Origin of the sequence: Eikenella sp. NML120348, from assembly GCF_001648435.1 — a bacterium.
Classification (GTDB): Bacteria; Pseudomonadota; Gammaproteobacteria; order Burkholderiales; family Neisseriaceae; genus Eikenella; species Eikenella exigua.
The window spans coordinates 149,907-176,134 of sequence record NZ_LXSP01000002.1 but is presented as its reverse complement, the minus strand read 5'-3'; the positions used below and the strand labels follow the sequence as shown (position 1 = coordinate 176,134).

Below are 26,228 nucleotides of genomic sequence, written 5' to 3'. Positions count from 1 at the left end.
TAAAAGCAGGAGCCGTTCGATTTTTCCCGCCGGCTATGATAAAGTACAGTCAAGATAAAAAGTTTGTTCAACCCTTGCCCACTCGAAAGCGAGAAAACAATGTTCCCCGAATACCGCGACCTCATCAGCCAGCTCAAACAATCCGACAAGCGCTTTGCCCGCCTGTTTGACGAACACAACGAGCTGGACGAAAAAATCGCCAATATGGTTAAAAACCCGGTTACCGGCAATTTGGACGAAGTGGAAGTTCTGAAAAAACAGAAGCTGCATTTGAAAGACCAGCTCTATCAAATTCTGAGACAGCACGACAAGAAATAAATACTTGCCTGGCAAAGGGCACAGAAGGCTACCTGGAAGTTTAGCTTCGCAGAAACTTAGCTGCGCTGCGTTTTCAGGTAGCCTTCGCCGCTTTAAATACGGTTGAAGCTGCTGCTTAACAAATCCTGCCGTTTCCATACAGATAAATACAAAAACTGGACATTTCCCCCACTATCGCCGAAAATGTACATCTTGCCCGCTAGCAGCAAACTGCGTTTTCAGGCGCAATTATTCATTTCAACCGAATTTAAACTGCCCTCCAGCATGAAACCCGCCATCCTCGTTATGCACGGCCCCAACCTCAATCTTTTGGGGCAGCGCGAACCGGAAATCTACGGCCGCACCACTCTTGCCGACATCAATGCCGGCCTGCAGGCGCGCGCCGAAGCTGCCGGTTTTGCCTTTGAAGCCGTGCAGAGCAATGCCGAAGCCGTGCTGGTGGAGCGTGCCCAGGCGGCCATGGCCGACCATACCGCCTTTATCATCATCAACCCGGCAGCCTACACCCACACCAGTGTCGCCCTGCGCGATGCGCTTGCTGCCGCCGGCAAACCCTTTATCGAAGTCCACCTCTCCAACGTGCACGCCCGCGAGCCCTTCCGCCGCCATTCCTATTTTTCTGATTTGGCGCAGGGCGTGATTTGCGGGCTGGGCGCACAAGGCTACTCCGCCGCGCTGGATTTCGCCATTGAATACTTGCAACAAAAACAGGCCGGCTAAAGCCCGGCTCCGAATCCCTTAAAAGGACCTCGAATTATGGATTTACGCAAACTCAAAAAACTCATCGACTTGGTGGAAGAATCCGGCATTGCCGAGATTGAAGTAACCGAAGGCGAAGAAAAAGTGCGCATTACCCGCTCGCTGGCCGCGCCGCAGCCCGTGTATGCCGCCGCGCCTGCCGTGGCCGCCGCTCCGGCTCCTGCCGCGCCCGTTGCAGCCGCAGGCGCGCCTGCCGCACCCGCCCGCGATTTGAGCAAAGCGCAAACCTCGCCCATGGTGGGCACTTTCTACCGCGCCCCCGGCCCGAACGCGCCGGTGTTTGTGGAAGTGGGCCAGAGCGTGAACGCCGGCGACACCTTGTGCATCATCGAAGCCATGAAGCTGATGAACGAAATCGAAGCCGAACGCAGCGGCGTGGTGAAAGAAATTCTGGTGGAAAACGGCCAGCCGGTAGAGTTTGGCGAGCCGCTGTTTATCATCGAATAATTTTTCAGGTAGCCTCCTGCTGCGGCATAAAGGCTACCTGAAAACCATAAGGCAAAGATTATGCTGAAAAAAGTCCTCATCGCCAACCGTGGTGAAATCGCCCTGCGCGTATTGCGCGCCTGCCGCGAAATGGGCATCGCCACCGTGGCCGTGCATTCCACTGCCGACAACGACAGCCTGCACGTTAAGCTGGCCGACGAATCCGTCTGCATCGGCCCCGCCCCCTCTGCGCAGAGCTATCTGCACATTCCCTCCATCATCGCCGCCGCCGAAGTAACCGGCGCCGACGCCGTCCACCCCGGCTACGGCTTCCTGGCTGAAAACGACCGTTTTGCCGAGCAGGTGGAAGAATCCGGCTTCATCTTCATCGGCCCGCGTGCCGATACCATCCGCCTGATGGGCGATAAAGTGTCTGCCAAGAAAGCCATGCTCGAATCCGGCGTGCCTTGCGTGCCCGGCTCAGACGGCGCACTTCCCGACGACCCCGACGAAATCCTCAAAACCGCCGAGCGCGTGGGCTACCCCGTGATCATCAAAGCTTCCGGTGGTGGCGGCGGGCGCGGTATGCGCGTGGTGGAAAAACGCGAAGACCTGATTAAGGCCGTGGAAATGACCAAGGCCGAAGCCGAAGCCGCCTTCGGCAATCCGATGGTGTATATGGAACGCTTCCTGCAACGCCCGCGCCACGTGGAAGTGCAGGTGCTGGCCGACGAGCACGGCAACGCCATTTATCTGGGCGAGCGCGACTGCTCCATGCAGCGCCGCCACCAAAAGGTGATCGAAGAAGCCCCTGCGCCCGGCATCACCGCCAAAGAGCGCGAGAAAATCGGCAAAGCCTGCGTGGCTGCCTGCAAACGCATTGGTTACCGCGGTGCCGGCACATTTGAATTTCTGTACGAGGACGGAGAATTCTTCTTCATCGAAATGAACACCCGCGTGCAGGTAGAACACCCCGTAACCGAGCTGATTACCGGCATCGACATCGTGCAGGAGCAGCTGCGCATCGCCGCCGGGCTGCCGCTGCAATACAAGCAGAAAGACGTGGTGATCCAAGGCCATGCCTTCGAATGCCGCATCAACGCCGAAGACCCCTACAGCTTCATCCCCAGTCCGGGCTGCATCACCAGCTGCCATCTGCCCGGCGGCTTCGGCGTGCGCGTGGACAGCCACATTTATCAGGGCTACCGCATTCCGCCGAACTACGACAGCCTCATCGGCAAAATCTGCGTGTATGGCAACGATCGCGAGCAGGCCATCGCCAAAATGCACGTTGCCCTCTCCGAGCTTACCGTGAGCGGCATCAAAACCAATGCCCTACTGCACGACGACCTATTCCGCGACCCCGGCTTCACCAAAGGCGGCGTGAGCATCCACTATCTGGAGCACTGGCTGGAAGAGCGCAAAGCCCAGCTGCAAGCTGAAAAGCAGGCTGAAAAATAGTTTGTTGTCAGATGAATAAAAGGCTACCTGAAAAGTGTTTCTGCTTTTCAGGTAGCTTTTGTTTTCAGGTAGTCAGTGGGTTAGCCGGCCCTAGACATCTTTGGTAGGCAACCATAAGGGCTACTTGAAACCGCTGCCGCCGCCGCGTGTTACAATAGCCACCCTTTCCCGTCGGAATCAGGCGCATACCGTTTTCAAGTATGCCCTTCCGGCATTCCACATCATTCCAAGAAAGTTACCCGCCATGAAACACATCATTCGCCGCAATAGCGAGCCGAACAGTGGCAACTGGGAGCGCGACACCCTGGAAAAACTCCTGCTCGAAGCTTACCGCGAGCAACGCCGTGCCCGCATTTGGAAGCTCATTTTCCGCCTGTTGCTCATCGCCTTCCTGGCTCTCTATCTGTTTGCCATTTTCGGCAATATAGGCAGCCTCAATCCCGCCGCTGCCGGGCCGCATACCGCAGTGATCCGCTTGGAAGGTGCGATTACCGCCGGCGAAAACCAGGCTGGCAAACTGCGCCAAGGCCTTGAAGCCGCCTATAAAAACAAACAGGTACGCGGCATCATCATCCGCGCCAACAGCCCTGGCGGCTCGCCCGTGGTATCTGGCGTAGCCTACCGCGAAATCCGACGCCTGCGCGCCGAGCATCCCAACATCCCCGTGTATATGGTGGCCGAAGACATGTGCGCCTCTGGCTGTTACTACATCGCCGCCGCCGCCGATAAAATCTATGCCGACTCCTCCAGCATCGTCGGCAGCATCGGCGTGATCGGCAGTAGCTTCGACCTCACCGGCCTGATGCACAATATGGGCATCCAACGCCGCCTGCGCACTGCTGGCAGCAACAAAGGCATGGGTGACCCCTTCAGCCCGGAAACCCCCGAGCAAACCGCCATTTGGCAAGGCATGCTGGACGACATCCACCAGCAATTCATCAAAGCCGTGCGCGACGGGCGCGGCAAACGCCTGCACGAAGCCGACCATCCCGACCTGTTCAGCGGCCGCGTATATACCGGCAACGAAGCTCTCAGAACCGGCCTCATCGATGGCCTGGGCGATATCTACAGCGTATCGCGCGATATCATCAAAGCCCCCGAGCTGGTGGACTACACCCCTGCCGATGACATCAGTCGCCTGTTCAGCAAAGGAGTAGGCACCAGCGTGCGCCAAAGCTTGCAGGAAGCGGTGCAGGAACAGCCGTGGTAGGAATTTAGTTTGTTGCTTTGGTTAAATAGGAAAGGCTACCTGAAAACGAGCTCCGCGAGTTTCTGCGAAGCTAAAATTCAGGTAGCCTTTATCTTGAAAAGCCGGCCGTTTGCCTGATATGTATGCCATCTAATCACACCATAAGAGGAAAACTAACCATGATCGGTACCATCATCATCGGCTTCATCATCGGTGTTTTGGCCAAATTCCTGTATCCGGGCGGGCAACGCTTGGGTATCATCATGACTACGCTACTCGGCATCGGTGGCTCGGTGCTGGCCAGCTGGGTTGGGCAGATGATGGGCTGGTATGCCATCGGGCAGCCAGCAGGCTGGGTTGCATCCACGCTGGGCGCCGTGGCTATTTTGGCTATTTTCGCGAACCTGCGGAAATAATGTCCCCCTACTGACAACCGAAAGCAGCCTCAACCGATAGCGGTTGATGGCTGCTTTTTTATGTTCTAGCGTTGTACGGTAAATCTATTTGCATCCAGGATAACGTTGGCCGGGTTTGCTGTACTTAACTACACTTCTGCGGCTAGCTGCTTTGTCCTAATTTAAATTTGATTTATATATTTGCTCAATAAAGGCTACCTGAAAAATATTGCTCATTTTCAGGTAGCCTTCCGTTTAGTTACGACTTTAGCCTTTCGGAGCGGGCGGTTCGATTTGCTCTTTCCAGCCGCACTCTTTCTGTGGGCAGAATTTTTCCACACCCCAGCGTTTGGTGGTTTTGATGGTGAGCACTGGCCAGTGGCATTTCGGGCATTCTTCGGCCACGGGCGGGTTCCAGGTGGCGTAGTCGCAGTCGGGGTAGGTGTTGCAGCTGTAGAACAGCTTGCCGTAGCGCGATTTGCGCTCGATCAGGCTGCCTTTGCCGCATTTGGGGCAGGCCACGCCGGTGTCTTTGGGTTTTTCCAAGGGTTCGATGTGTTTGCACTTGGGGTAGTTGGCACAGCCGATGAATTTTCCGAAACGGCCTTTTTTATACACAAGCTGACCGCCGCATTTAGGACATTCTCGCCCTTCTACGATGGTGGGCTCTTCAGCGGCTTTGGCAGCTTCGTCGGCGGTTTCGTTGAGATTGCGGGTGTAGTCGCAATCGGGGTAGCCGGAGCAGGCGATGAAGCGGCCGCGTTTGCCGAATTTGATTTGCAGCTTGTGTTGGCCGCATTTGGGGCAGGTTTCGTCCAGCTCTTCGGTGGTGATTTTGGCGCGCTCGATGCCGGCTTTTTCCTCAATCTGTTTGTGGAAGCCTTTCCAGAATTTGTCCATCACGGGAATCCACTGCCGCTTGCCGTTGGCAATGTCGTCGAGCTGGTCTTCTAGCTTGGCGGTAAAGTCGTAATCCACGTATTGGGTGAAGTGTTCGGTGAGGAATTTGTTCACGATTTCGCCGGTGTCGGTGGGCAGGAAACGGCGCTGGTCGATAGTTACGTATTCGCGGTCTTTCAGGGTTTTGATGATGCTGGCGTAGGTGGAGGGGCGGCCGATACCGAACTCCTCCAAGGCTTTTACCAGCGTGGCTTCGTTGAAGCGGGGCGGGGGCTGAGTGAAATGCTGCTCGCCGTAGAGTTTGTTCACAGGCAGAGCGTCGCCCACGGCCAATTCGGGCAGTTTTTTGTTGTCTTCATCCTCGTCGTCGTCATCGTGGCCCTCCTGATACACGCTCAAGAAGCCGGCAAATACAAGTACTTGGCCGGTAGCGCGGAACACACCTTCGCCCACGCCGATGTCCACAGTGGTGGCGTCGAATTTGGCTTCCACCATCTGGCAGGCCATGGTGCGCTGCCAAATCATTTGGTAAAGCTTGAATTGGTCGGCGGACAGGAAGGGCTTCACGCTCTCGGGCGTGCGGTACACCGAAGTGGGGCGGATGGCTTCGTGCGCCTCTTGGGCGTTTTTGGATTTGGTGCGGTACATGCGCGGCGATTTGGGCAGGAAATCGGCACCGATTTTGTTATCGATGTAGTGGTGGATTTCGGCCAATGCGTCTTGCGACAGGGTTACGCTGTCGGTACGCATATAAGTAATCAGGCCGACCGAGCCTTGGCCTACGTCCACGCCTTCAAACAGCTGCTGGGCGGTGCGCATGGTGCGGTCGGTGGTGAAGCTGAGCTTGCGTACGGCGTCTTGCTGCATGGTGGAGGTAGTGTAGGGCGCGGCGGGCTTGCGGGTGGCTTTTTTCTTCACCACGTCGAGCACTTGCGCGGGTTTGCCCTGCATGGCGGCCAACACGGCGGCCTGGGCGGCTTCGTTAGGCAGGGAGAACTGCTCCAGTTTGCCGCCCTGCCATTGGGTGAGTTTGGCGGCAAATTTTTGGCGGCCTTTGTGGCTGTCGAGGTGCACGCTCCAGTATTCCTGCGTTTCAAAGGCGCGGATTTCGTTTTCGCGCTCGCAAATCAGGCGCAGGGCGGGGCTTTGCACGCGGCCGGCGCTCAGGCCGCGTCGGATTTTCTTCCACAGCAGCGGGGAGAGGTTGAAGCCGACCAAGTAATCCAAGGCGCGGCGCGCCTGTTGCGCGTCCACCAAGCCCATATCGAGCTTGCGCGGCTGCTTGAGGGCTTCCTGCACGCCTTTTTGGGTAACCTCATGGAACACCACGCGCAGGGTGCGCTCGTCCAGATTTTTGATGCCGCGTTTGGATTTGAGGATTTCGTAGATATGCCAGGAAATGGCTTCGCCTTCGCGGTCCGGGTCGGTGGCCAGATAGAGGGTGTCGGCTTCTTTGGCAGCGGCCACGATGGCGTCGATGTGCTTTTTGCTCTTGGCCGGCACTTCGTATTTCATGGCGAAATCGTGCTCGGGATCGACGGCGCCGTTTTTCGGCACCAAATCGCGCACGTGGCCGAAGGAGGCCAATACTTCAAAATCGCTGCCCAGGTATTTTTTAATCGATTTGATTTTGTTGGGAGATTCCACAATCAGCAGGTTTTTCGACATAGTTTCCTCGCAAAATACTTTTGTTTCCGGCCACGCTGTAGCTGAAGAAATATTGTGCTTTAGCCAATAAAAGCAAGGTTTCAGGTAGCCTGAATCCATCTTGGTGCAAGAGCGCTGTATTCAATCAAAGGCTACCTGAAAATCTCAATCTTTCAGGTAGCCTTATATTATAAGAGCAGTGGCCTTTCTCAATTCATTACTGCTCGGCCATGCAGCAGGGCATTGACCAAATCGTCGCTGATGAGCATGGGCAGCTCGGATTTGTCTGCCCACAACACCAAGAGCGACAGCACTTTCACGTGTGCATCGGTGAGCGGCTCGTCTGCTTTGGCCGAAAGGTGCATCAGCGCAAGCAGCACAAATTCCCGCTGCTCCACAGAGAGAGCGCCGTTTTGCACCAAAAAGTGCAGCAAACCCAAAGCTTCGGGCGGCAAAGCGGCAAGCTCTTCGGGCAGATACACACGCATCGCCTGCTCTTCGCGGAAATTGCGGTGTAGCGAGCGGCTGCGTTCTTGGAGCACATTCATAAATAATAGCGTATCACGAATTTCCTCATCCTGGAAACCCACCTGTTCCAAGAGGCTGCCCAAGGCCTCGCTGCGCGGGCAGGTGTCGAAGTCTTGGAAGTTGTTTATCAAAAATGCAATTACATCAATCATTTGGCATTCCTGTTTGGAGCAATACGTTGGTAACGGCCGCCGGAGAGTGGGGCAATTTGGCCGTTGATTTCTAATAGAGTCAGTTCGGCATACACATCGGCAGCGGGCAGTTTGAGCCGCTCGGCCAGGCTGTCGGGGTGTACTGCATCGTAGCCCATGGCTTGCAGCAGCGGCGAGGTTTCCGTTTCGGTCGGCTCCGGCACGGTATCGGCCAAGACGGGCTGTTCGCTTGGGAGCGATTCAGTTTCACGATGCTCGCCAGCTTCATTTTTGTTTCGCAGAAACTCGCTACGCTCGTTTTCAGGTAGCCTTTTGGTTTGAGCTGCCGTTTGGCGGTTAGGCGATACGGTTTGCGGCAGCTGCGGGCATTCTTCCAAAATATCGGCCAGCGTTTCGGTGAGCTTCGCGCCTTGCTTAATCAGCGCATGGCAACCTTTGCTGTGCGGATTGTCGATAGAGCCGGGCACGGCGAACACTTCGCGCCCCATGTCTGCCGCCAGCCGCGCGGTAATCAGAGAGCCGGATTCCACAGCGGCTTCCACCACCAGCACGGCGGAGGAGAGAGCGGCAATCAAGCGGTTGCGGCGCGGGAAGTTACCGGCCAGCGGACGCGTGCCCAAGGGGAACTCGGAGAGCACACAGCCTTGTTCGGCAATGCTGTGCGCCAAGGCTTTATTGGCCACAGGATACACGCGGTCGATGCCCGTGCCCCACACCGCCACCGTGCCGCCCTGCCTGCGCAATGCGCCTTCGTGGGCGGCGCTGTCAATGCCGGCGGCCATGCCGGATACGGTTACGATGCCGGCTGCAGCCAAGGCTTCGCCGAACTCACCGGCAATCCGCATCGCTTGCGGCGTGGCGTGCCGGCTGCCCACGATGGCCACTGAAGGCCGATGCAGCCATTCAGTATTGCCGCGGGCAAACAATAAGGGCGGGGCGGTGATGCCTTCGCCCAATTGCGGCGGAAAATCTGCGTCGCAAGCCAACAATAAACGGCAGTTTTCCTGCTGCTCCCATGCCAGCGCGGCTTCGGCAGTGGCCTCGGCCTCGTGGCGGCGGCTGCGCCAGGCTTCCTGCGCCGGGCGGCTGGGCAGAATGGCGCCCACTTCCTGCTCGGCAGCCCACACGGCGTCGGCCGAGCCGTAGTGGCGGCACAATTCGTAAAACGTTTCCGCGCCGATATACGGCATCAGCGCAAGCTGTATCCAAGCCAAACGTTCTGCGGAGTTTTCCATGTGTTTTACGTGTGCGGGGAATGGGGTTGGGGAAGTAGGTCGGCGACTGCCGAGCGGTATTGAACAAACTTCAAGCAAGTTTCGAGCCAAGAATGGCGAGCAACAAATAATCTATTGTTTCAAATTGATAATCTATGTTTTTATGCGCCATATGCGTGCTTGGCGGTGGGGCGGTTTGGCGTTTCGCTATATAATGCGCACTTTGCATTGCCAAGGCCGTTTGTATGTCGCTCAAAACCGTGAAGAAATCCCTGCTCGTGCCGCATTCTGCCGAGCAGATGTTCGAGCTGGTGGACAAAGCGGAGGATTATCCGCAGTTTCTGCCGTGGTACAGCCGCACCGAAATCATCCAGCGCAGCGGCAACGAATTGAAAGCACGGCTGTTTATGGACTATATGGGCGTGCGCCAATCGTTTGCCACACACAACCGCAACATCCCCAGCCGCGAAATCCGCATGGTGCTGCTGGAAGGCCCGTTTAAAAGCCTGAACGGAACTTGGCACTTCCTGCCCTTGGGCGACGATGCCTGCAAAGTGGAATTCGAGCTGCACTACGAATTTTCCAGCCGCGTGCTCTCCGCGCTCATCAGCCCCGTGTTCAGCCACATTAGCGGCACGCTGGTGGACGCTTTCGTGAAAGAGGCAGGCCGCCGCTATGCCTAACGATACCCCGCTCAATATCGAAGTGGCCTATGCTGAGCCGGGCAAACAACGCCTGCTGGCTTTTCAGGTAGCCTGCGGCACCACCGCGCGGCAGGCCGTGCTGCAATCCGCCTTGCCAACCGAATTTCCGCACGTGGATTTTGCTGCCGCGCCCATCGGCATCTTCGGCAAAAAAGTGAAAGACAGCACCCCGCTGCGCACAGGCGACCGTGTGGAAGTGTACCGCGCCCTGCTCATCGACCCGAAAGAAAACCGCCGCCGCAAAGCCGCCGCCAAACAGAAAAAAGAGGCTACCTGAAAATCAGGCAAACTATTTTCAGGTAGCCTGCATCCATTACCCAAACCACCCAAAGGCTACCTGAAAACGAGCGTAGCGAGTTTCGCCAAAACCCAAGCAGCCCTTATCCACCCCCATGTCCACATCCCCCTTCCAACTCAACCCCCAGCAGCTCGAAGCCGTGCATTATCTCGGCGGCCCCCTGTTTGTGCTGGCCGGCGCCGGCAGCGGCAAAACCCGCGTGATCACCGAAAAAATCGCCCACCTCATCCGCGAAGTGGGCTACGCCCCGCACAACATCGCCGCCATCACCTTCACCAACAAAGCCGCCGCCGAAATGCAGGAGCGCACCGCCGCCATGCTCGGCAGCCGCCAAACCCGCGGGCTTACCGTCTGCACCTTCCACTCGCTGGGTATGCGCCTCTTGCGCGAAGAAGCCCAGCACATCGGCTACAAACAAAACTTCTCCGTGTTCGACGGCTCCGACAGCGGCAAAATCATCGCCGAGCTGCTCGGCAGCAGCGGCCGCGACGCCGTTTTCCGCGCCCAGCACAAAATCTCCCTGTGGAAAAATGACCTCCTCACCCCCGAGCAAGCCTTTCAGGTAGCCTCCAACGAATGGGAACGCCAAACCGCCCAACTCTACGCAGGCTATCAGGAAACCCTGCACAGCTACCAAGCCGTCGATTTCGACGACCTCATCCTCCTACCCACCCGCCTGCTGCAAAACGAAGCCGGCATCCGAATCAAATGGCAGATGCGCTTGCTGCACCTTTTGGTGGACGAATGCCAGGACACCAACACCTGCCAATACACCCTCATGAAGCTGCTCACCGGCGCCGAAGGCCGCTTCACCACCGTGGGCGACGACGACCAAAGCATCTACGCCTGGCGCGGCGCCAACATGGAAAACCTCCGCCTGCTCCAGCAAGACTACCCTGCCCTCAAAATCATCAAGCTCGAGCAAAACTACCGCTCCTCCGCCCGCATCCTGCGCGTGGCCAACCAAGTTATCGCCAACAACCCCAAGCTCTTCCCCAAAACCCTCTGGAGCCAATACGGCGAAGGCGAGCCCGTGCGCATCATTGCCTGCCAAAACGAACAACACGAAGCCGAATACGCCGCCGGCAGCATCATCCGCCGGCGCAATCAAAGCGGCGACAGTCTCAACTACGCCGACTTTGCCATCCTCTACCGCAGCAACCACCAAGCCCGCCTGTTTGAAGAAGCCCTGCGCAGCGCCCACATTCCCTACCGCGTTTCCGGTGGCCAAAGCTTCTTTGAAAAAGCCGAAATCAAAGACATCCTCGCCTACCTGCGCCTGCTCGCCAACCCCGACGACGACCCCGCCTTCCTACGCGCCGCCACCACCCCCAAACGTGGCATCGGCGACGCCACCCTCAGCAGCCTCAACCGCTACGCAGCCGCCGCCTCCTGCAGCCTCTACGCCGCCGCCAACACCGCCGAAGCCCTAGCCCAGCTCCCCGCCGCCGGCCGCGAAGCCCTGCGCCAGTTCACTGCCCTCATGCAAAGCTACCAAAGCCGTGCCCAAAGCGAGCCCGCCGGCAGCCTCATCCAAGAGCTCCTGGCCGACATCCGCTACGAAACCTACCTGCTCGAACACGAAGAAGGCAAAAGTGGCGAAATCAAATGGCGCAATGTGCAAGATTTATGCGACTGGCTGGCCAGAAAAGGCGAACAAGACGGCAAAACCCTGATCGAACTTTCCCAAACCATCGCCCTGATGAACCTGCTCGACAGCCGCAGCAAAGAAGAAACCGACACCGTAACCCTCTCCACCCTGCACGCCTCCAAAGGCCTCGAATACCCCCACGTTATCCTCGCCGGCTGCGAAGAAGGCCTCTTCCCCCATGCCGACAGCGTAGAAGAAGGTAACCTCGACGAAGAACGCCGCCTCATGTATGTCGGCATCACCCGCGCCAAACACAGCCTCACCCTCACCCACTGTGTCAAACGCCGCCGCCAAGGCGGCTGGCAATTCCCCGAGCCCAGCCGCTTTATCGACGAAATGCCCCAAGCCGACCTCAAAATCCTCGGCCGCAAAGGCGGCGAACCCATCGTGAGCCACGAAGAAGGTAAAGCCAACCTGCGCAGCATGCTCGATATGCTCAACGCCAAAATGGGGCAGAAAAAATAAGGGACTGACGTAGATTAGCCTTAAATTCCACACTATCCCCGCAGGATTTTAAGCTACCGGGATGGTGTATTGAAGTTAAATCGAAATTCGCACCTTTTCAAGAATAGTGGGAAATATTGCAGTCGATTCCGTTGTATTTATGTAAGACGTGCTTTGCCTGATTACAAAAATTTTCGATGCCGTTGATGCAGTTCCCGTAGTCTGTAAACCGGCTCGTACGGTCAGCCCGGCATGTTGCCAACGGCCTCCGCCTAGTAAGGCTACCTGAAAGCATCAGCTTCAGTGACGTGAAAACCAAGCTGCGGTTTGCCCCCCGTTCCCCTGTTAGCCCACATCGGACGGGGAATGGTTTTCAGGTAGCCTTTTCGTATTTCAGCTGCGAAGTTTATTCCACCACAATCTGCGGGAAACGGTTGCTGAAGTCTTTGCCTTTGGCGGCCACGGCCAGGGCGGTTTGCCAGGCAGCTTCGGTGTAGATTTGGGCGATGGCGGGGTGGGCAGCCTGCATTTGGGCGGCGCTGCCGCTATCCATGGCTTCGCGCACGGGCAGGCTCAGGGGCAGCTGGCCCAGCAGCGGCACGCCGAGGCGTTCGGCCAGCGCTTTGCCGCCGTCTTGGCCGAAAATGGGCTCGTGGTAGCCGCAATGGCTGCAAATGTGCACCGACATGTTTTCCAGCACGCCGAAAATGGGGATGTTGACTTTGCCGAACATGTCCACGGCTTTGCGCGCGTCGATCAGGGCGATGTCTTGCGGGGTGGTGACCACGATAGAGCCAGTAACGGGGATTTTCTGTGACAAGGTGAGCTGGATGTCGCCGGTGCCAGGCGGCAGATCGACAAACAGGTAGTCTACGTTGTCCCATTCGCTTTGAAACAGCAGCTGCTGCAGGGCTCGGCTCACCATGGGGCCGCGCCACACCACGGCTTGGTCGGTGTCCACCAGAAAGCCGATAGACATCACTTGGATGCCTTCGGCCGAGCGCACGGGGATGAAGTGCTTGTTTTCCTGCTGCGGTTTGCCGGCAGGCACGCCGAGCATGGTGGGCTGGCTGGGGCCGTAGAGGTCGGCATCAAGAATGCCCACGCGCGCGCCCATGTTGTGCAGCGCTACGGCGAGGTTGGCGGCGGTGGTGGATTTGCCCACGCCGCCTTTGCCGGAGGCGACGGCGATGATGTTTTTCACGCCGCTGATGGTGCGCACGCCGGGCTGGACTTTGCGGGCGGTGATTTCGCTGCGGATATTGGTTTGCACGTTTTGGGTGTAACCGGCTTGGGCCAGCGCAGCGGCGATGTTTTGCTTGAGCCGGTCGGCAATGTGGCCGACGGGAAAGCCGAAGCAGAGTTCGATTTGCAGGCCGTCGGCGGTTGGTTCGATGGCTTGCAGGGCATGGCTGCTGCCGACGGTGAGGCTGCTGTTGGGGATGGCGACGGCCTCGACGGCGGCGCGCAGGGCGTTATCGTTATGCATGATGTTTTTCCTTGAGGTGTGTGGATTGGGGAAACAGGCTACCTGAAAACGGGAAATGCCGTTTCAGGTAGCCTGTTTGGCTGGCGTTCTAGCGGGTTGGCTACGAGAACAGCCGTTTGGCCAGCTCGCTGCCGGGCTCGATGCCCACCCGTTTCATCTCGTCTTGCCGCGCCACCACATAGCTGCGGATTTCTTTCAGCCATTGGGTGGAAAGCTCTTCGAGTTTGTCGTTTACCAAATCCAGGCCGAGCATGCTGGAAAGCTTAACCGCGATATCCATGAAGCGGTTGAAGTTTTTCTCGCCGTCGGGGATGTGCGGGGCATCAAACAGCATGCTGATGCCGCGGTAGTTTTGGGTGGAGAGCAGGGTGGCGGTGAAGGCGCTGTTGTCGAGGGTGGAGATGGCAAACAGCGGCTCGCCTTTGGCGTCGTTCAGGTAGAACATGCCGTCGTGGGAAAGCTCGAAGCCTTGGCGCTCTATGGCGTTGCGCAATTCCACGCCGCTCACGTTGTTGCGGGACACCAAATGAATGGCGATGGTTTGATCCACGCGGGCGCACAGATCGTCCAGCGGGCGGGCGATGGAGAGGAAGGTGTCGATGTCGGTGAGCAGCAGGCCGCCGTCCATTTTCTCGGCAAAGGCGTTGGCCTGTTCGCCGAATTGTTCCAAATCGGCAATGCTGGCCAAGCCGTTGCGGCTGATGGCTTGCAGACCGATCACGAAGCCTTGGTAGTACACGCTGGGAATCGGCTCAGCAATTTGGAAACGGTCGTCCATGGTGCAGCCGGCGATACGGAAGCGGTGGCGGCTGGAAAGGCGCGGCATGGCGTGCAATTCCTGCGGCTCTTTCAGGGAGATGTAGCAGAGGTAGTCGAAGCGGCTGTCGAACCAGGGCAGTTGCTGTTTGGCCAAATCCTGCAAATCGAGCAGCAGCTTGCGTTTGGCGGGCTCTTGGGTTTGCGAGGGCGCGGCGGCTGGTATGGGTTGGAAGTTGAAAGCAGGGGCTTTAACGGCGGGCTCGGCCTGCAATATGGGCTCGGCCGGGGTGTTGTCGGGTTCGGCAGGCGTTTCGGCAACGGGGATTTCGTCGGCCTGTTTGCCCGAGCGGCTGAATTTGATGAAGGCTGGCTGCAGGCGCGGGGCAGCCTCTGTTTCGGCGGCGAGGGCTTGCTGCTGGCCGTCGCGCACGGAATGGGTGTAGCTTTCCATCAGCGCGTCTTTATCGGCATGGCCGAACTGGGCGCGGATGGAATCGCGGTATTTCTTTTCCTGATAGGTGTTGTACAGCAATACGCCGAACACGGGGGCGAAAATGAGGATGGCGATAATTAGAATGGTGTTGGTGCTCATTGATACTTCCGAATGGGGTGCTGTCGAAACAGCGGAATTATATAGCGAAAAGACTTTCTTTCCCATAGATGGCCATTTCAAATAAAGCCATATTGTGTTGGTTTGGTTTGAAACGATTATTGGAGCGCGGGAGGAGTAAGGCTACCTGAAAGATACGTGCTATACAACGGCAACGGCTTCCTGTTTATTTGTCCTCATCCTGCCCGTGCTCTTTTCCTTCGCGTTCTTTTTTTTCCTGCTTCTGCTGCTTGGCGGTGAGCTCGGGCAGCTCAAAGTGGATGTTCAGGCCGTTGGGCTGCACGTTGGCGGCACTGATGCGGCCGTGGTGTTTGCCGATAACGTGGCGGGCAATGGCCAAACCGAGGCCAGTGCCGGGTTTGTGCGCGCCGCTGTCGGCGCGGTAGAAGGCGGTGAAGATGTGCGGCAGCTGGCGTTCGTCCACACCGGGGCCGTTGTCGGCAATGTCGATGTGCCAATGGTGTTTGTGGCCGGAGAGGCAGATGTGGATTTTGCTGCCTTCGGGGCCGTAGGCCATAGCATTGCGCAAGACGTTGTCGAAAGCGCGGTAGAGGTAGCCCTCATTGGCGGAAACAGTGGCGTCGGCATCGGCGGGGTCGTAGTGGAAATCGATTTGCTGATTGTTTTGGCAGGCGATGGCGCGACAGTCTTCTACCAGGTTTTCCAAAAAGGGCACGAGCTTGAGCGGGTCTTTTTCCATTTCCACGTTGGCAGTTTCCAAACGGGAGAGGGTGAGCAACTCGCCCACGAGTTTGTCCATGCGGGTGAGCTCAGATTCGAGGCGCTTGATGTTTTGCTCCTGTTTGTGCGGCTGCACTTGCAGCAGGGCAAGCAGCGCCTGCATACGCGCCAGCGGGGAGCGCATTTCGTGTGAAACGTGGTGCAGCAGATGGCGTTCGCGTTCCACCAGTTTTTGCAGGCGGCTGGCCATGTGGTCGAATTGGACGGCGAGTTTGGCCAGCTCATCGCGCCGACCGAGCAGCTGGTGGGAAATGCGGGTTTCAAGGTCGCCTTCGGCCAGACGGCTCATGCCGCGTTCCAGCGTGCGGATGGGTTGAGAGATATTGCGGGCGAGGATGTAGGCTAAGAGCAGGCCGACGATGATGATGAAGCTGAGGATGATGAGCTCGTGCCACACGGGCGCCATTTCCATGCCGGGAATCATCAGCGGGGAAGGCGGGCGGGTAGGCTGCTGTTTGTCCCAGTCGGCCAACATGAAGATATATTCTTCGCCCAAGGGGTCGTAGGCCACACGCACTGCGCGGGAGTTGGGATATTCAGAGGCGAATTTGCGTGCGGCGAGGATGCGCGAGGGCTCAATCTGACGCTGAAAAATATCGGTTTTGCTGTCGCCGGAAATTACTAGGATATTGTCGAAGGTGGGGGTATTGTTCCAGTCTTGCAGGGTTTCGCGTACACCGGAGAGGCCGCGGGTTTGGAACACGGTTACAGTGCTGTTGAGCAGGCCAGTTTCAAAGGCGCGCTGCTGTTTGAAACGGCTTTCGGCCATTTTGTCTTGCACCAGCCAGAAGGAGAAGCTGGCCACGAAAATGGCGGCGATGATGACGAAAAAAAAGGTGAGGAAAATCCGCTGGAACAGTTTCATGAATATGCTTTGGCGGGAAGGTTTGGCAGGCCACAAAACAATGCCGCCATCAGTCGGTTTGGGCTTGGCGGCGGCCGTTGGGTGAATGGCGCAAATGAAGAAGCGGTATTTCAAGTAGCCTTTATCTCGTTCGATGGAGGCTACTTGAAAGCGTAAGCTTCAACACAAGTTAAAATCAAAACATCAGTTTTTCACAAACAAATAACCTAGGCCGCGCACGGTTTGGATGAGTGAGGCATCGCCCAGTTTATGGCGGATGCTGGAAATATGCACGTCGATGCTGCGGTCGAACTTGGCTAGCTTGCGGTCGAGTGCTTCGAGAGAGAGGGTTTCTTTGTTTACCACCTGGCCGGCGTGACGCATCAGCACTTCCAGCAGGTTGAACTCGGTGCTGGTAAGTTCCAGCGGGGCTTCGTTGATGGTGGCTTGGCGTTTGGCTGGGTAGAGGGTTACACCGCTCACGGAAATCACATTGGGCGTGCTGTTGTCCGGCTCGGCCAGGCGGGTGCGGCGCAGAATAGCATTGATGCGCGCCAAGAGTTCGCGCGGCTGGCAGGGTTTGGGCACATAGTCGTCTGCGCCCATTTCCAGGCCGATGATGCGATCGATGTCATCACCTTTGGCAGTGAGCATGATGATGGGGATTTTGCTCTGCTGGCGCACGGTTTTGAGCACATCCAGCCCGCTGAGCTTGGGCATCATGGAATCCAGCACCACCACGTTGTAGTTGCCGGTGAGGATTTCGGTTACGCCGGCTTCGCCGTCCGGCACGCTGCTAACTTCCAGCCCTTCGGCGCTCAGGTATTCGGTTAAGAGCTCGGTGAGCAGGGCGTCATCGTCTACCAATAAAACACGGTTCATACTTACTCCTTAGTATTTTATGTGCCGTTGCAGCACGGAATTTTGCCACCGGGGCAAACCCGGCAATATGACCAACTAACGTGATTTTTCAATCTCAGCAGCCGGAATTAGGCTGGTTGACTGTTGAATTTCAAGCGTCTTAACACTTTGCCTGATACAGGCGAACAAGCCAAATTCTTTTGCGAATCTTTGCGTAAGCCGGGCGGGATATCACGGATGTTATGCTTATTTAAGCCCGGCAGGGGATTGAGCTTTATTTTAGCTTCACAGAAACTCAGCCTTGGCTGTGCCAAGACATCGTTTGAACTACGTTGAAGCTGGCACTTTCAGGTAGCCTTGCCTTCTGCCTCCATCACTGCTTCAATTAAAGCTGTTCCGTTTTCAATTCGAAACGCCACTTCCCAATCTTCCACTGCCATCTTATATACACGCTGCGGCGTATCCTGATAAGCCGGGCGCGGGTCTTGAGCGATGCTTTGTTCAAGCAACAGGCGGATAGTTGATGGCAAGGTGGTAGTTGTTTCCTCATTTAGCCAAGCTACTTCGAGCGGCACGGGTGGAATGGTGGCGAAGCCTGAAGCAGCATCGGGCTGAGCCTCCACAAAGGGCAGATAGGGCTTGATGTCTAACACCGGCGTGCCATCGAGCAAATCCGCTCCGCCACACCATAGCCGTACTCCACCATCGGTTTCAATGCGCTCCAGCTTGAGTAGGGAAAGCCCCAACGGGTTGGGCCGGAACGGGCTGCGCGTGGCAAATACGCCCATTTTCCGGTTACCGCCCAAACGCGGCGGCCGCACCAAAGGCTGCCAGCCTGCCCCGGCCACGCCGTGAAACACGAACTGCACCCAAATATGGCTGAAGCTTCCCAACCCGCGCACGCAATCGGCAGGAAACTCGGGCAGCAGCTCGATATACACCTGGGCGGAAGGCACCAAGCCGGGCTGGCGCGGCACACCGAATTTCTGTTTATAAGGAGAGCGAACGTAGGCGATGGCTTGCAGGATATGGGTGGCTGGCATGGCTTGGAGCAATCAATATGAGCATAGAGTGAGATAAAAGGCTACCTGAAAACGCCAACTTCAGCAAAGCTGGAGCTGAGTTTCTGCGAAGCTGAAATTAAGTTTTGGCAAAGCAGCAAGGTGATGGCATCACAACGCCGCCTTACTGCGTCCTCCATGTTCTGCCCCCCCCAATGAAAACCGGCAACCTCGGAATTCTCGGGCTGCCGGCCTGATTTCACTAATGCGGCGTTGAATTTAAATCAGCTTACTGCTGGCGTTGGCAAGCGGTTTCTACGCTGTTGCCATAGGGGTCTTTGAAGCTGAACGCGGCTTCATTGCCCTTACGGTGCCACTCGGCGCCGCTGCCGAACAGGCCGCGGTTAGAGGTGTAGCGCTCGCCGGAGCCAGAAGTAGCGCGGTTGAGCACAGCGCTCTTGTCGTCAAGCTGCAGGCTCACGCGGTCGGTACCTTGCTGGCGCACAGTTACAGACAGGCCATTTTCACAGCTGAAACGCTCGGCACCGTGTGCGCGGCGCTCGCCACGACGCTCGTGGCGCGGAGCCGGCTCGTTGCCCGGGTCTTGCATGCTGTTTTCATGGCGTTGGTGATGGTGATGACGATGGCCGTCGTCTTGCGGGGCAGGCGCCACGCAGGCAGTCAGCAACAAAGCCAAAGAGGCCGGTACAGCCCAAGTACGTACTTTCATTGTGTATTTCCTATAAAATGAGAAAATACCGCCATAGCCGGCGGCGAGAACATCTTAGCCCAAAGTGTGCGGCATAAAAAGGGGGGTTAACCAAGATTTACGGCAATATCCCCTTATTCTGGCGAAAAGGCTACCTGAAAGCGTTTGGCCGCTTTCAGGTAGCCTTTGTTTTGGCAAGCCTAAGCTTTGGTTTTCGTGTTTTTCAGGTAGCCTCTTTATAAGACAGGCTGTATGTATCGATTACCCTGCCGCCTGTGGGTTTTAATCCCGCAAAAACGGATTGTGTTGTTTTTCGTGGCCGATGGTGGTGCTGCGGCCGTGGCCGGGCAGCACTATGGTGTTTTCGGGTAACACCAGCAGTTTCCCGCGGATATTGTGTAGCAAGTCGGCGTGGCTGCTGCGTTCGAAGTCAGTGCGGCCGATGGATTCGTAAAACAGCACGTCGCCGGCAATCAGGAGATTTTGTTCGACGCAGTAAAACACCACATGTCCGGGAGTGTGGCCGGGGATGTGCAGCACTTGGAAGCGGTATGCGCCCACGCTTAACTCGTCGCCCTCTTCCAGCCAGCGGCTCGGGCTCACCGGCGGAGACACGGGAAAACCGAAGCCGGTGGTGATTTCGGGCAAGTTGTCAAGCAGCCATTGGTCGTCGCGGTGTGGGCCGATAACGGGCAGTGGGGTGTGCGCAATCATCTCGGCCACGCCGCCGGCATGGTCGAGGTGGCCGTGGGTGAGCCAGATTGCCCTAGGCTGCACGCCGAGCTTGGCAGCTTCTTTCAACAGCCACGGCACATCGCCGCCCACGTCTATCCACGCGGCTTCTTTGCTTTCTTCATCCCACAAAAGTGAGCAATTTTGGCGGAAGGGGGTAACGGCGAACACGGTAAGGTTGAGCGGCATGTGTGGGGAGGTGGTTATTTTTGCACTGGGATGACCGGGGGCAAAAAACGGCGGAAAACTTTATCAGGTGCGGATTTGAGCGAAGCTGGTGCGAGAAAAAACTTGCGCCAGCTTTTGCTTTAGTTTGATAAAAAATGCATTATCTTTTGCACCGGAATGAATGGGGATTAAACGCTTTTAAAGCAGAATTTAAGCAATTATGGTTTTATCAGGAGGCGGGCATTTAAAGAGCACGGCCAAGCCAAACCACTTTACCAATAATAGATACATTACTGCTGGCGGCATCCCCATTTTCCAGTGGTACCGTGAACGGCTGATATTCCTGATTGGCACTGGTGATCAGCAAAGAATCAGGCAGGCGTTGAACGCGTTTGACAAAAGTCTCGTTGCCGATACGCAAGGCATACAGACCATCAGAAGCCTCGGTTTGGCTGTGATCTACCAAGATGGCATCTTTATCATTTAGCACGCCGACCATGCTGTCGCCTTTAACCATGACCACCGTCAGCGTGGAAAAATCAGATGTAATGTAGCTCTCTAGCCAATCGCGGCGGAAGGCGAGGCAGGATTTTGGCCGGTCGTTATCCACCCAAGCGCCTTGCCCAGCAGATACAGATACATCATAGAACGGGATAAAGACAAATTCATCAATATCTACAGCATTCCCATTTACATCTAATGGCTGAGTGCTGCCTATCCGGCTTATGCGCCTAGCTTCTTGCAGGCTTTTTACTATCTGATCAGTCTTCTCCAACTGTTCTTGCAGTATTCGCTGCCCTTCCTGCTCTAATTCGTCAGAAATACTTTGCTCTCCTTCTAAATAGGGAGCACCTTGCCCTGTGGCCAGCCATAACAAGTTCACTTGAGAGGCGTCAGCGATTTTGATCAGGTTGGTGGTGCTGGGCTCTGCACCCTCTTTAACCCATTTTGTGGCCGTTGGGTAGGCTACATCCACTCTTCTTGCTAGTTCGGAGACGCTACCAAGCCTCTTCACAACTATCTCCATGCGCTTCGCGAACTCAACGTTAAAGTTTTCCATACGAAGACTAACCTCAACCTATAAACAACTATAACGTTAATCTTAGAATATTTTATTCTTTAAATCATAAATTTATAACCAAACCTAAGAAAATCTCATAAATTTTAAGTTTAACGCTATAAATTCTACTTGCTAATTTTAAGTTTAACGCTATAATACCTACATCTAGTCAATTCCCCAACTGACAAAAAATAGGTAATTAAGATGAAAAAAAATACAGCTCAAAAAGTAACACCGGAGCTTTTGGATTGGCACCGTGCAGACATCATCGCTGCGTTGAAAAAACGGGGTTGGTCGATTCGCGCACTGGCAGCACAAGCCAACGTGCATCCAACCACCCTTTATGGCGCCTTAGTCAAACCTTATCCCAAAAGCGAACAGGTCATTGCTGATGCGCTGGGCATGAAGCCAGAACAAATTTGGCCACAACGGTATGCGGCACGAAATTTCCAGCCTGTATTGCGCCGTGCGTGTAATGCATAAATGTATTGTACGGATAACAGGCTAAAAAATCACGAATTTAAATTCTCGATTGATAAATTTTTACCATGAGAACCATCAGACGACAGGCGAAAGCCACCTCTCTAGACCATGCGATTGAGCTGGCCAAACGGCATGCTAAGGAACAGCACCGTCCATCTAAAGTGATGGCCGACCTGATGGGGGTGGAGCTTAAAACCTATTACCGCTGGCTGTTGGATAATACTTTGCCACTCAATCGGATAGCCCAGTTTGAGGCACTGACCGGCAGCCGCTTTATCAGCGAGTATTTGAGTGTGCTGCATGGCGACCGGGTGGTGATTGAAATCCCGCGTGGCCGCAAGGGCAAGGTGGCGGATATGGCACAAGTACAGAGCCAAACAGCCGAGGCTTTGGCGCTGTTGGCTAAATGGCACGAAGACGGCAGCGGTGTAGACGAGACCATTGCAGCTTTAACCAATGTGTTGGCTTTACTGGCCTATCAGCGCGAGAACGTGAAAAAGGCCGGCAATCCGGAATTGGATTTGGGGGATGAAAGCCATGAGTGAATATTTAAGTGCGGCTGAATTAGCGCAGCTCAGCATCCCCTCTCTGCCTAAAACCCCTAAAGGTATCTCCGATAAAGCTAAGCGCGAATATTGGCCGAGCCGCAGACGTGCACAACGCGGTGGCGGCGTGGAATACCAAGTGGCCGGACTACCTGAAACCATCCAAGCCGCGGTACGGGAGCGGCAGGCGGCGCAGTTACTGGCTCAATCACAGCCGGCGATGCTGCCGAGCGTGGCCAAGGCCAAACGGCCTGCGGCGGTGCGGCGGATGGAGCAGCTGGGGCTGCCGATTGACGACTATGCGATGGGCTTGAACGACAAGCAGCGCGACTGCGCCCATGCGCGGATGGCTCTGGCGGCGGAGGTATTGCGGCTGCATGAGGTAACCGGCTTTGGGATTACGGATGCGGTGCAGTTTGTGGTGCGGCAGGTGGAAAGTGGGCAGCTATCGGAATCGCTGGCTTATTTGGTGCCGGTGGCCAATGCCCGCGCCAACAACCAACGTGGCATCAGTGTGCGCACCCTGAAAGGCTGGGTAGCGGCCTACCGTGCCGCCACTTCGCCCAACGAGCGGCTGGCTGCCTTGGCACCGCGCCCAACCAAAAAAGAGACGCCGGTGGTGCAGATTGCCTGGCTGGCCGACTTTATGGCACACCACTGCCGCCCGAGCGCTCCGAAGTTGGCGCACAGCTATCAGGAATTTGCCAAAGGCTGGCTGGCTACCCAACCGGCCTACGAACTGCCGAGCTTGGATACGGTGCGGCGGGTGTGGAAAAGGCTGCCGCAGATTATGCAGCAGCGCGGGCGGATGACGGGTGCGGCCTACAAATCGCTGCTGCCCTATATCCGGCGCGACTGGCAGGCATTGCGCCCGAATGACGTGTGGATCGGCGACGGCCACAGCTTTAAAGCCAAGGTGCAGCACCCCATCCACGGGCAACCGTTTAAGCCCGAGGTGACTGTGATTATCGACGGCTGCACGCGCATGGTGGTGGGGTTTAGCTTTTCCCTCGCCGAGAGCTGTGTGGCGGTGGCGGATGCGCTGCGTATTGGCATCAAGCACAACGGCGTGCCGCTGATGTACTACTCCGACAACGGCGGCGGTCAAACCGGCAAAACCATCGACCATGAAATCACCGGCCTGACCGCACGGCTGGGTATCCACCATGAAACCGGCCTGCCTGGCAACCCGCAGGGGCGCGGCATCATCGAGAGATGGTGGCAGGACAACCTGATCCGGCTGGCGGCGCAATACGAAACCTTTACCGGCAGCAGTATGGACAGAAGCACGCAAAACCTGCTCTACCGCAAGATGGACAGCGCGTTTAACGCATGGCGGCAGGGCAAGGAATTGACACCCGAACAGCAGCGCTACAAGGCCAAGCTGCCGAGCTGGCAGCAGTTTATGGCGGATGTGATGCAGTGTATTGCCGATTACAACAACCGGCCGCACAGCGAACTGCCGAAAAACGCCGACGGCGTGCACTACACCCCGCTGGAATACCGCGACCTGCGGATGCAGCAGGAAAACCTCGCCCCCGACCTGCTGGCCGAAGCGGAACTGGACGTGCTGTTTAGGCCGCAAGAAGTGCGCAAGGCAGCACGCGGGCAGATTGAGCTGTTCGGCAATGTGTATTTTTCGACCGAATTGGCCGAGCTGCACGGCGAAGACGTGCGGGTGGCCTACGACTACGACGATGCCGAGTGGGTGTATGTGTACAAGATGGACGGCAGCTTTGTGTGCAAAGCCAAGGTGGACGGCAACAAACGCGCAGCTATGCCGATTACGGTGCGCGACCAGCTGGCGGAAAAACGTGCCAAAGGCCGCATCAAACGCGCCGAAAACACTATCCGGCTGGCGAAAGAAGAAACCCGCCCGGCCATCGAGCACCAGCCCGATTTTGGCCTGCTGGTTGGCAATGGGAACTACGAACCCGTGCCGGCGAAAAAACCTCAGATATTTATGTTTGAAAGCGACCGCGACGAATGGGAGCGGCAGCAAGCGAAGTAAAACAGGCAGCCTGCGGCAACAGGCTACCTGAAAACCCTGAAACCCCTTTTTAAAAGGATTTTAAAGATGAGCATCAGACAGGATTTACAAGACTATATCAGCGATAACGGCCTCTCGCAATCGGCGGTGGCGCGTGCCGTGGGCGTAACCTCGCCCGTGGTGAACCAATACCTGCACGGCAAATACCCGGGCAATGTGCAGGAAATCGAACGCAAGATTGCCGCCTATCTGCAAAAGCAGCGCGAGCGCGAAGCCGAGAGAAAGCTGGAGGTGGACTATGTGCTGACGACTACGGCCAAGCGGGTGCGCGACGTGCTGCGGTTGGCACACGTGGAAGGCGAAGCAGTGGTGCTATTTGGACAGGCCGGCTTGGGCAAAACCAGCTCACTGCGCGAATACTGCAAACAGGCACCCGATGCGCTGATGATTGAGACCGATCCGACCTATACCGCCAAAGTGCTGCTGCAAAAGCTGGCCGCCATGCTGGGCGCAGAGGGTAAAGGCAGCCTGAACGAGCTGATGGATGCGGTGGTGGGCCGATTGCGCGACAGCGGCCGCATCATCTTGGTGGATGAAGCGGAAAACCTGCCGCTGCGGGCACTGGAATGCCTGCGCCGCGTGCACGACAAAACCGGCTGCGGCTTGGTGTTGGCCGGGATGCCGAGGCTGCTAGTCAACCTGCGCGGCAAAAATGGCGAATTAAAACAGCTCTACAGCCGCATGGCCTTTAAGCTGGATTTAGGCGAGAGCGTGCCGGATGAAGACTTGGCACAGATTGTGGCCCAAGCGATGCCGGATATGGATGAGGAGGCCGCCGCCGAGCTGGTGCGCACCGCCGCAGGCAACGCACGCCGGCTGGACAAGATGCTGCGCGGCGTGGTGCGGCTTGCCCGGATTAACCGGCAGGATCCCTCCGTGGAAATGGTACGGCAGTTTGCCGAGATGTTGATTCACTAAGCAAAGAGGAGATGAAAAATGTGTGAATTTTGGACATGGTTTAACCAAGCTAATTTCGGCAGCGTGATAGGCGCGGCACTTACTTTGGCCTTTGCCATTGCGATTGTGGGTTTCGGGGTGGGCTGGGCTATTGAGCTTGTACTCCGCGGTATCCAAGACGGGAGGAAATAATGTGGCAAGACAGCTTGAAACCGGCGCTGCGGCGCTGGATGGTGGGCACGCTGATTGCGCTGGCTTATGCCGCCATGACCGGCAGCTGCACCCCGCAGCCGGCAGCAAACAGGGTGCTGGTACAGGCCGAGCCAGCAAGCGACCGCATGGCTACCCTGCAACAGCAGGCCGACCGTGAAGCAACGCAATGGGAAGCGACCTACAGCCGCATGAGTGACCAAGAGCGGATGCGCGGCATTGTGTATGAGCCCATCGCCGACAGGCTACCTGAAACCGAAAGGATAAAACCATGATGAGGCGACCGATTAGACGAGGCTACAACTTGAGCGATGAGGAGTTTAAGTTGCAATTGATGGGGCAGCGGTATTTGCAGCGCAAGACTAGGCAGGCACAAGACAAGCGGCCGAGTTATCGGAAGAAACAGAGGGGTTAGTGATGAAAGAACGTCCGATTTTATTCAGCGGTCCGATGGTGCGGGCGATTTTAGAAGGTCGTAAAACACAGACTCGGCGGGCATTACAACTGGATTCGAGCTGGAGAAAATTAATTGTGCTGGGGCACCACAAAAACCGCTTTGGCGCACTGTTTGGCAAACAGGAACCGCATGTACGTTTAGATCAGTTTGTCCCCTGTCCCTATGGACAACCCGGCGACCGCTTGTGGGTACGCGAGGCTTGGGCAGTGCACCCGGAAACAGGCAGCCTGCTCTACAGGGCTGATGACATCGCCCCTACCCCCATCGACATCCACTGGAAACCATCCATCCATATGCCGCGCAAACACAGCCGCATCATGTTGGAAATAACCGGCATCAAGGTGGAGCGAGTTCAGGCCATCAGCTGGGAGGATGCTCTGGCAGAAGGTACGGATAGCGATCCAGCAACAACCGATGCGGTCGGCAGCTTCGCCAAGTATTGGAACTACATCAACGGTGCCGAAGCATGGGGCATCAATCCGTGGGTGTGGGTAGTGGGATTCAAAAGGATAAAGGCTACCTGAAA

At 56.6% G+C, this 26,228-nt stretch carries 26 protein-coding genes and 2 pseudogenes; 16 read left to right on the top strand and 12 right to left on the bottom strand.

The features are described from left to right. The first annotated feature begins 99 nt into the window (after window positions 1-99). The 6 genes from A7P99_RS04150 to A7P99_RS04125 all read left to right on the top strand — a co-directional run bounded on the left by A7P99_RS04150 (window position 100) and on the right by A7P99_RS04125 (window position 4,569). On the top strand, window positions 100-318 hold the full coding sequence (locus tag A7P99_RS04150; RefSeq protein WP_067439820.1) for a YdcH family protein: 219 nt from the start codon (window positions 100-102) through the stop codon (window positions 316-318). Between the two features lie 264 nt (window positions 319-582). Further along, complete coding sequence (gene aroQ, locus A7P99_RS04145; RefSeq protein WP_067528101.1) at window positions 583-1,038, top strand: type II 3-dehydroquinate dehydratase; 456 nt, start codon at window positions 583-585, stop codon at window positions 1,036-1,038. Window positions 1,039-1,074: 36 nt separating this feature from the next. Next, window positions 1,075-1,524 carry an acetyl-CoA carboxylase biotin carboxyl carrier protein gene (gene accB / locus A7P99_RS04140; protein WP_067448897.1) on the top strand — a complete coding sequence of 150 codons (450 nt, stop codon included), beginning with the start codon at window positions 1,075-1,077 and terminating at the stop codon, window positions 1,522-1,524. A gap of 60 nt (window positions 1,525-1,584) precedes the next feature. Next, a complete protein-coding gene (gene accC, locus A7P99_RS04135) occupies window positions 1,585-2,964 on the top strand; it encodes an acetyl-CoA carboxylase biotin carboxylase subunit (RefSeq protein WP_067448899.1) in 1,380 nt (459 codons plus the stop codon). Between the two features lie 244 nt (window positions 2,965-3,208). Beyond that, window positions 3,209-4,174 carry a S49 family peptidase gene (locus A7P99_RS04130; protein ID WP_067448901.1) on the top strand — a complete coding sequence of 322 codons (966 nt, stop codon included), beginning with the start codon at window positions 3,209-3,211 and terminating at the stop codon, window positions 4,172-4,174. A gap of 158 nt (window positions 4,175-4,332) precedes the next feature. Continuing rightward, the gene (locus tag A7P99_RS04125; RefSeq protein WP_067439810.1) at window positions 4,333-4,569 is read left to right on the top strand and encodes a GlsB/YeaQ/YmgE family stress response membrane protein; all 237 of its coding nucleotides are present in this window, start codon (window positions 4,333-4,335) and stop codon (window positions 4,567-4,569) included. Window positions 4,570-4,815: 246 nt separating this feature from the next. Here A7P99_RS04125 and topA read toward each other — a convergent pair whose 3' ends face one another. From topA to dprA, 3 genes are all read right to left on the bottom strand, one after another. Then, window positions 4,816-7,116 (bottom strand): type I DNA topoisomerase, encoded by a 2,301-nt coding sequence (topA, locus tag A7P99_RS04120; RefSeq protein ID WP_067528014.1) that lies wholly within the window; start codon window positions 7,114-7,116, stop codon window positions 4,816-4,818. Window positions 7,117-7,304: 188 nt separating this feature from the next. Next, window positions 7,305-7,775, bottom strand: a complete 471-nt coding sequence (locus tag A7P99_RS04115; RefSeq protein WP_067448905.1) for a DUF494 family protein — start codon at window positions 7,773-7,775, stop codon at window positions 7,305-7,307. After that, window positions 7,772-9,010 (bottom strand): DNA-processing protein DprA, encoded by a 1,239-nt coding sequence (dprA, locus tag A7P99_RS04110; protein ID WP_067448907.1) that lies wholly within the window; start codon window positions 9,008-9,010, stop codon window positions 7,772-7,774. The genes A7P99_RS04115 and dprA overlap by 4 nt, the downstream gene beginning before the upstream one ends. Before the next feature lie 224 nt (window positions 9,011-9,234). Between dprA and A7P99_RS04105 the strand changes: the two genes are divergently transcribed. From A7P99_RS04105 to A7P99_RS10655, 4 genes and pseudogenes are all read left to right on the top strand, one after another. Beyond that, window positions 9,235-9,672 carry a type II toxin-antitoxin system RatA family toxin gene (locus tag A7P99_RS04105; protein WP_067448909.1) on the top strand — a complete coding sequence of 146 codons (438 nt, stop codon included), beginning with the start codon at window positions 9,235-9,237 and terminating at the stop codon, window positions 9,670-9,672. After that, the gene (locus tag A7P99_RS04100) at window positions 9,665-9,970 is read left to right on the top strand and encodes an RnfH family protein (RefSeq protein ID WP_067448911.1); all 306 of its coding nucleotides are present in this window, start codon (window positions 9,665-9,667) and stop codon (window positions 9,968-9,970) included. Before A7P99_RS04105 ends, A7P99_RS04100 begins: the two co-directional genes overlap by 8 nt. 115 nt (window positions 9,971-10,085) lie before the next feature. Further along, window positions 10,086-10,829, top strand: a pseudogene (locus tag A7P99_RS10660) (UvrD-helicase domain-containing protein); the annotation flags it as partial. Between the two features lie 24 nt (window positions 10,830-10,853). After that, a complete protein-coding gene (locus A7P99_RS10655) occupies window positions 10,854-12,107 on the top strand; it encodes a 3'-5' exonuclease (RefSeq protein ID WP_369799380.1) in 1,254 nt (417 codons plus the stop codon). A 56-nt stretch (window positions 12,108-12,163) separates the two neighbouring features. On the opposite strand, the pseudogene A7P99_RS09980 reads toward A7P99_RS10655, so the two are convergent. From A7P99_RS09980 to A7P99_RS04055, 9 genes and pseudogenes are all read right to left on the bottom strand, one after another. Continuing rightward, window positions 12,164-12,300, bottom strand: a pseudogene (locus tag A7P99_RS09980) (IS1595 family transposase); the annotation flags it as partial. Between the two features lie 192 nt (window positions 12,301-12,492). Next, entirely contained in the window at window positions 12,493-13,575 is a 1,083-nt protein-coding gene (gene apbC, locus A7P99_RS04090) for an iron-sulfur cluster carrier protein ApbC (protein ID WP_067448915.1), read from the bottom strand. Window positions 13,576-13,675: 100 nt separating this feature from the next. Then, a complete protein-coding gene (locus tag A7P99_RS04085) occupies window positions 13,676-14,926 on the bottom strand; it encodes a cell division protein ZipA C-terminal FtsZ-binding domain-containing protein (RefSeq protein ID WP_067448917.1) in 1,251 nt (416 codons plus the stop codon). A 184-nt stretch (window positions 14,927-15,110) separates the two neighbouring features. Continuing rightward, a complete protein-coding gene (locus tag A7P99_RS04080) occupies window positions 15,111-16,550 on the bottom strand; it encodes a cell wall metabolism sensor histidine kinase WalK (protein WP_067448969.1) in 1,440 nt (479 codons plus the stop codon). A gap of 183 nt (window positions 16,551-16,733) precedes the next feature. Further along, a complete protein-coding gene (locus tag A7P99_RS04075) occupies window positions 16,734-17,411 on the bottom strand; it encodes a response regulator transcription factor (RefSeq protein ID WP_067439781.1) in 678 nt (225 codons plus the stop codon). A 326-nt stretch (window positions 17,412-17,737) separates the two neighbouring features. Next, window positions 17,738-18,433 carry a tRNA (N6-threonylcarbamoyladenosine(37)-N6)-methyltransferase TrmO gene (gene tsaA, locus A7P99_RS04070; RefSeq protein ID WP_067686711.1) on the bottom strand — a complete coding sequence of 232 codons (696 nt, stop codon included), beginning with the start codon at window positions 18,431-18,433 and terminating at the stop codon, window positions 17,738-17,740. 247 nt (window positions 18,434-18,680) lie between these two features. Further along, window positions 18,681-19,121 carry an MliC family protein gene (locus A7P99_RS04065; RefSeq protein WP_067686602.1) on the bottom strand — a complete coding sequence of 147 codons (441 nt, stop codon included), beginning with the start codon at window positions 19,119-19,121 and terminating at the stop codon, window positions 18,681-18,683. 261 nt (window positions 19,122-19,382) lie between these two features. Further along, window positions 19,383-20,021, bottom strand: coding sequence for an MBL fold metallo-hydrolase (locus tag A7P99_RS04060; protein ID WP_067528020.1), 639 nt, complete (start codon window positions 20,019-20,021; stop codon window positions 19,383-19,385). 223 nt (window positions 20,022-20,244) lie between these two features. Further along, window positions 20,245-21,060, bottom strand: a complete 816-nt coding sequence (locus A7P99_RS04055) for a helix-turn-helix transcriptional regulator (RefSeq protein WP_067527399.1) — start codon at window positions 21,058-21,060, stop codon at window positions 20,245-20,247. Between the two features lie 204 nt (window positions 21,061-21,264). Here A7P99_RS04055 and A7P99_RS04050 point away from each other — a divergent pair, with 204 nt between their 5' ends. The 6 genes from A7P99_RS04050 to A7P99_RS04025 all read left to right on the top strand — a co-directional run bounded on the left by A7P99_RS04050 (window position 21,265) and on the right by A7P99_RS04025 (window position 26,226). Next, on the top strand, window positions 21,265-21,543 hold the full coding sequence (locus tag A7P99_RS04050; RefSeq protein ID WP_067686595.1) for a helix-turn-helix domain-containing protein: 279 nt from the start codon (window positions 21,265-21,267) through the stop codon (window positions 21,541-21,543). Window positions 21,544-21,608: 65 nt separating this feature from the next. Further along, window positions 21,609-22,088 carry a hypothetical protein gene (locus A7P99_RS04045; RefSeq protein ID WP_067686593.1) on the top strand — a complete coding sequence of 160 codons (480 nt, stop codon included), beginning with the start codon at window positions 21,609-21,611 and terminating at the stop codon, window positions 22,086-22,088. After that, a complete protein-coding gene (locus A7P99_RS04040; protein ID WP_067686708.1) occupies window positions 22,081-24,099 on the top strand; it encodes a Mu transposase C-terminal domain-containing protein in 2,019 nt (672 codons plus the stop codon). The genes A7P99_RS04045 and A7P99_RS04040 overlap by 8 nt, the downstream gene beginning before the upstream one ends. A 66-nt stretch (window positions 24,100-24,165) precedes the next feature. Continuing rightward, window positions 24,166-25,056, top strand: coding sequence for an AAA family ATPase (locus A7P99_RS04035; RefSeq protein ID WP_067686587.1), 891 nt, complete (start codon window positions 24,166-24,168; stop codon window positions 25,054-25,056). 170 nt (window positions 25,057-25,226) lie between these two features. Further along, window positions 25,227-25,520 carry a hypothetical protein gene (locus A7P99_RS04030; protein WP_067686584.1) on the top strand — a complete coding sequence of 98 codons (294 nt, stop codon included), beginning with the start codon at window positions 25,227-25,229 and terminating at the stop codon, window positions 25,518-25,520. A 142-nt stretch (window positions 25,521-25,662) separates the two neighbouring features. Beyond that, complete coding sequence (locus A7P99_RS04025) at window positions 25,663-26,226, top strand: hypothetical protein (RefSeq protein ID WP_067686583.1); 564 nt, start codon at window positions 25,663-25,665, stop codon at window positions 26,224-26,226. The last annotated feature ends 2 nt before the right edge of the window (window positions 26,227-26,228 follow it).

Coding starts and splice junctions, on each gene's coding strand:
- A7P99_RS04150 (WP_067439820.1), top strand. CDS start 100: ATGTTCCCCGAATACCGCGACCTCATCAGCCAGCTCAAACAATCCGAC.
- aroQ (WP_067528101.1), top strand. CDS start 583: ATGAAACCCGCCATCCTCGTTATGCACGGCCCCAACCTCAATCTTTTG.
- accB (WP_067448897.1), top strand. CDS start 1,075: ATGGATTTACGCAAACTCAAAAAACTCATCGACTTGGTGGAAGAATCC.
- accC (WP_067448899.1), top strand. CDS start 1,585: ATGCTGAAAAAAGTCCTCATCGCCAACCGTGGTGAAATCGCCCTGCGC.
- A7P99_RS04130 (WP_067448901.1), top strand. CDS start 3,209: ATGAAACACATCATTCGCCGCAATAGCGAGCCGAACAGTGGCAACTGG.
- A7P99_RS04125 (WP_067439810.1), top strand. CDS start 4,333: ATGATCGGTACCATCATCATCGGCTTCATCATCGGTGTTTTGGCCAAA.
- topA (WP_067528014.1), bottom strand. CDS start 7,116: ATGTCGAAAAACCTGCTGATTGTGGAATCTCCCAACAAAATCAAATCG.
- A7P99_RS04115 (WP_067448905.1), bottom strand. CDS start 7,775: ATGATTGATGTAATTGCATTTTTGATAAACAACTTCCAAGACTTCGAC.
- dprA (WP_067448907.1), bottom strand. CDS start 9,010: ATGGAAAACTCCGCAGAACGTTTGGCTTGGATACAGCTTGCGCTGATG.
- A7P99_RS04105 (WP_067448909.1), top strand. CDS start 9,235: ATGTCGCTCAAAACCGTGAAGAAATCCCTGCTCGTGCCGCATTCTGCC.
- A7P99_RS04100 (WP_067448911.1), top strand. CDS start 9,665: ATGCCTAACGATACCCCGCTCAATATCGAAGTGGCCTATGCTGAGCCG.
- A7P99_RS10655 (WP_369799380.1), top strand. CDS start 10,854: ATGGAAAACCTCCGCCTGCTCCAGCAAGACTACCCTGCCCTCAAAATC.
- apbC (WP_067448915.1), bottom strand. CDS start 13,575: ATGCATAACGATAACGCCCTGCGCGCCGCCGTCGAGGCCGTCGCCATC.
- A7P99_RS04085 (WP_067448917.1), bottom strand. CDS start 14,926: ATGAGCACCAACACCATTCTAATTATCGCCATCCTCATTTTCGCCCCC.
- A7P99_RS04080 (WP_067448969.1), bottom strand. CDS start 16,550: ATGAAACTGTTCCAGCGGATTTTCCTCACCTTTTTTTTCGTCATCATC.
- A7P99_RS04075 (WP_067439781.1), bottom strand. CDS start 17,411: ATGAACCGTGTTTTATTGGTAGACGATGACGCCCTGCTCACCGAGCTC.
- tsaA (WP_067686711.1), bottom strand. CDS start 18,433: ATGCCAGCCACCCATATCCTGCAAGCCATCGCCTACGTTCGCTCTCCT.
- A7P99_RS04065 (WP_067686602.1), bottom strand. CDS start 19,121: ATGAAAGTACGTACTTGGGCTGTACCGGCCTCTTTGGCTTTGTTGCTG.
- A7P99_RS04060 (WP_067528020.1), bottom strand. CDS start 20,021: ATGCCGCTCAACCTTACCGTGTTCGCCGTTACCCCCTTCCGCCAAAAT.
- A7P99_RS04055 (WP_067527399.1), bottom strand. CDS start 21,060: ATGGAAAACTTTAACGTTGAGTTCGCGAAGCGCATGGAGATAGTTGTG.
- A7P99_RS04050 (WP_067686595.1), top strand. CDS start 21,265: ATGAAAAAAAATACAGCTCAAAAAGTAACACCGGAGCTTTTGGATTGG.
- A7P99_RS04045 (WP_067686593.1), top strand. CDS start 21,609: ATGAGAACCATCAGACGACAGGCGAAAGCCACCTCTCTAGACCATGCG.
- A7P99_RS04040 (WP_067686708.1), top strand. CDS start 22,081: ATGAGTGAATATTTAAGTGCGGCTGAATTAGCGCAGCTCAGCATCCCC.
- A7P99_RS04035 (WP_067686587.1), top strand. CDS start 24,166: ATGAGCATCAGACAGGATTTACAAGACTATATCAGCGATAACGGCCTC.
- A7P99_RS04030 (WP_067686584.1), top strand. CDS start 25,227: ATGTGGCAAGACAGCTTGAAACCGGCGCTGCGGCGCTGGATGGTGGGC.
- A7P99_RS04025 (WP_067686583.1), top strand. CDS start 25,663: ATGAAAGAACGTCCGATTTTATTCAGCGGTCCGATGGTGCGGGCGATT.